The organism is Isoptericola sp. NPDC057191, from assembly GCF_042670225.1.
Classification (GTDB): domain Bacteria; phylum Actinomycetota; class Actinomycetes; order Actinomycetales; family Cellulomonadaceae; genus Isoptericola.
In genome coordinates, this window is the sequence record NZ_JBHUWC010000276.1 from 1 (window position 1) to 3,519 (window position 3,519).

Sequence of the window (3,519 nt, forward strand, 5' to 3'; positions counted from 1 at the left end):
CGACGAGACAGGGCCAACCGCCCGCTCACAGCGATCGGAGGTCAGTGGTCGGTGCTGCGGCGACGCCGGGCGGCGGCGACGGCGATGCCGCCGGCGGCGGCCAGTCCTGCGGCCGCGGCGACCAGGCCCGCGACTCCTGCGCCCGTCTGCGGCAGGAAGCCGGGCGTCGGCGATCCCGGAGGCGCCGCCTCGGGCGGCACGGCGCCGGGGACGGTCACGCCGGGCGTCGGGGTGGGAGACGGCGTGACGCCGGGCGGGTTGGTCGCGCAGTTGGGCGACGACGGCGGGTAGTTCGCCGTCATCGTCAGCTCGGGGTTGACCTGCATCTTCACCTGGACGGACGGGCGCACCCAGTCGAACTCGTCGCCCTCCACCCACACGCCGTCCTCCAGGCGCCAGCCCGGCCAGTCGAGCGGGTTGCCGGCGGCGTCGACGACGGCGCCGGGCCACAGCACGCGGCCGCTCAGCGGCAGGTCGGGCTGCACGACGTCGTCGCCGTCCGGGTTGATCCACGTGATGGTGACGGTGGTGTTCGGGGTGCCCGTCGCGGTGACGGCGTAGCGCAGGTACGGCACGTCGCCGTCGCACACGGGCTCGAAGATCTGGGCGGTGAGCGTCGGGACCTCGGGCTGCTCGTACCCGGTGCTGCTCGGGCTGCTGCTCGGGTCCGGGGTCTCCGTCGCCGCACCGGCGGGCGTGGCGACGGCCAGGGCCGCGCCGGCGCTCAGGAGCAGGCCGACGGCGACACCGGCGGCGTAGCGTGCGTGGGCCATCTCGACTCCTCGGGCAGTGCTCGCGTGGGTCTTCCTCGGGCGTTCACGCTAGCGTCGCCGGGGCGGCGCGGACCCCGCCTCACCCGGGTGAAACCGCTGGCAGGGCGCGCATTCACCCGCTGCTGACGGTGGCCCGGGACATCAGTCGCAGACCAGTGCCTCGGCGTCGAGCAGCCCGCCCGCCGTCGTCGTCGGCGTGGACCAGACCTCCAGCCGGCCGGCGGGCGTGCCCCCCACCGTGCCCCCCGCTGCGCCCCCCTCGATGCCCCCCTGCGTGCCGGGGGCCGCCGGGACGGTCAGCCGCAGGGTGGTGCTCTCCCCGGGGGCGAGGACCACGGTGACGGACTGCGTCGCGCGGGCGTGCGTGGTGCGCGCGTCGCCCCCGACGGGGTTCCCGTCCCGCTCGACGCGCGGCGGCTCGGCGCCGCGCGGACCCGCCACCGTCACCCCGAGGCTCAGCGTGCCGGGCGGGTGGGCACGGCCCGGCAGGCCGGCTACGTAGGAGGGCAGGGCCGTCGCGGCGTCCTTCGGTGCTTCCGACGCGAGCGTGAGCTCCAGCGTGTCCGCCCGCCCGGTGGGTGTGCACGTGGACTCGACGACGGTCAGCGCGGAGCGCAGGTACGCCGACATCTTGCCTGCGACGTGGTCGGTGAGGAACACGCCGACCGCGTCCGCGGCGCGCGGCGCGGTCGCGAACGACCCGGCCACGAGCGTGCCCGCCAGGCGAGACTCCTCGGCAGGGTCGGCCGACCAGACCCGCAGCCGGTGCTCGCCCGCCGCGTGCTGCAGGCCGGTCAGGAGCGCGCCCGGGCTGACGTCGCTCGTCTGCGCGAGGACGGCCGCGGCCGTGTCGGCGTAGAACTGGTCGGCGGTCGCCGGGTCCAGCACGTCGTAGACGCGGCGCAGCAGCACGTCGACGACGTTCTCGGCCGTCAGCTCCACCCGGTCCCGGCCGAGCTCCTGCGCGACCGGCCCGGACAGCGGGACCCGGACCGACCCGGCCTCGGCGAGCAGGAAGGACAGCGCGACGGGGTCGGTCGCGAGGACGCCGTCGACGCGCTCACCTTCGTTGCGGGCCCACATCTCGGCGGCCAGCGCGGCCGTCGTCGGGAAGTCCGGCGTCGCGGTCACGTCCTGCACGAACATGCCGAGCCGCCCCGTGTACGCCGCGTCGTCGTCCGCGGACAGCGGCAGCACGGGCTCGCGGAACGCCGGGAAGTCCGCGGCCGGGACCTGCCGCACCACCGACACGCGCCCCTGGTCGGCGCGCAGCAGGATGAGCGCGCCCGGGATGCCGCCGCCCTCGCGCAGCTCCGCGCTGCTCATGCTGAGCATCAGGTAGGTCCGCGGGCCGTCCGCGCCGAGCATCGCGGGCGCCAGCGTGGCGGCGCGGTCGCCGGTGGCGACGACGGCGGCGAGCTCGTCCACCTGGTCGCGCAGGGTCTCGACCGGCGCCGCCAGCTGGGGCAGCAGGTCCGCAGGGTCGACGTCGTCGAGGCTGGCGCGCGACGCGTCCACCGAGAGTCGCGCCGCGGCCAGCCCCGGCGCCGCCGCCCGCAACGGTGCGAGGTCGAGGCCGCCGCCGGGCGTGCGCGTCGTGGCGGGGACGGCGTCGGCCAGGTCCGCGAGGGCAGGCAGCACGTCACCCGTCACGTCGTCGAGCACGACGGCGACGTCAGCCGCGGCGGCGGCGGACGGCCCGATCACGGGAGCCCGGGCGGCGAGCCACCACAGCGGCCCGTCGGTGGACTCCCGGGCCACCGTCGTCTGGCGCCGCAGCTCGGCGAGCGCGGGGGAGGAGGCGAGGGTCGCCGGGGTGGCCCCGTCGACCGTGGCCCGGGCACCGGCGCGCAGCTCCCCGGCGACGACGGGCACCTCCGCGGCGGCGCGGGTCAGCGCGGTCCGCGCCACCATGGCGTCGCGCACCAGGAGCACCGAGCACACGACGGCCACCAGCAGGGTCAGGCACACGCCGAGCACGACCCACCGCCCGACCCGCCGTCGCCGGGGTGGCGCCGGGGAGACCGGGTCCGTCGTGGGGGGCGCGTGGCCGGTGTCGACGGTCATGTCGGCACGGTAGGTCCGCGCGGGCCCGGCGGAGGGATGAATGTGCGGGTGATGTCCGCGCGCACTGCCGACCCGGCGGACGTGACCGCCACCACCGGGAAGGTCCCTGTCGTGCACGGCGGGTGCGGGTTACGGTCGTCGTGACCTGTCCCGGAGCACGAAGGAGATCTCCTATGACCACCCGTACCGCACGCACCGCCTGGAACGGCGACATCCAGAAGGGCTCCGGCCGGGTCGAGCTCGCCAGCTCCGGGGTGGGGACGTTCGACGTCTCCTTCCCCCGTCGGACGGCGGACACGGCGGAGGGCGTCACGAGCCCGGAGGAGCTCATCGCGGCGGCGCACTCGTCGTGCTACGCGATGGCGTTCTCGCTGGAGGTCGCGAACGCGGGCGGCACGCCCGGGGAGACCGACGTGACCGCCGACGTCACGCTGACCCCGGCACCCGGCGGTGGGCTCGAGATCTCGAAGATCAAGCTCACCGTGGTGGGGTCGGCCTCGGGCATCGACGCGGACGCCTATCGTGCCGCCGCCGAGGCCGCGAAGGCCGGCTGCCCGGTGTCGAAGGCGCTCGCGGGCGTCGGCGAGATCTCGCTGGACGTCACCTTCAACGGCTGACCCGCCCCACCCCGGAGTCGCAACGAGCGTGCTGACTTGATCCTCAAACCGCTGGTTTGAGG

General features: G+C 76.1%; 3 protein-coding genes. 1 reads left to right on the plus strand and 2 read right to left on the minus strand.

Annotated elements, in window-relative coordinates:
- Nucleotides 1–41: 41 nt before the first annotated feature.
- Both ACFT55_RS19670 and ACFT55_RS19675 read right to left on the minus strand, forming a co-directional pair.
- Nucleotides 42–773, minus strand: a complete 732-nt coding sequence (locus ACFT55_RS19670) for an LPXTG cell wall anchor domain-containing protein (RefSeq protein WP_380245538.1) — start codon at nt 771–773, stop codon at nt 42–44.
- Between the two features lie 141 nt (nt 774–914).
- Nucleotides 915–2,840 (minus strand): DUF4012 domain-containing protein, encoded by a 1,926-nt coding sequence (locus tag ACFT55_RS19675; RefSeq protein WP_380245539.1) that lies wholly within the window; start codon nt 2,838–2,840, stop codon nt 915–917.
- 173 nt (nt 2,841–3,013) lie between these two features.
- On the opposite strand from ACFT55_RS19675, the gene ACFT55_RS19680 reads away from it, so the two are divergent.
- Nucleotides 3,014–3,457, plus strand: a complete 444-nt coding sequence (locus ACFT55_RS19680; protein ID WP_380245540.1) for an OsmC family peroxiredoxin — start codon at nt 3,014–3,016, stop codon at nt 3,455–3,457.
- Nucleotides 3,458–3,519 lie beyond the last annotated feature (62 nt).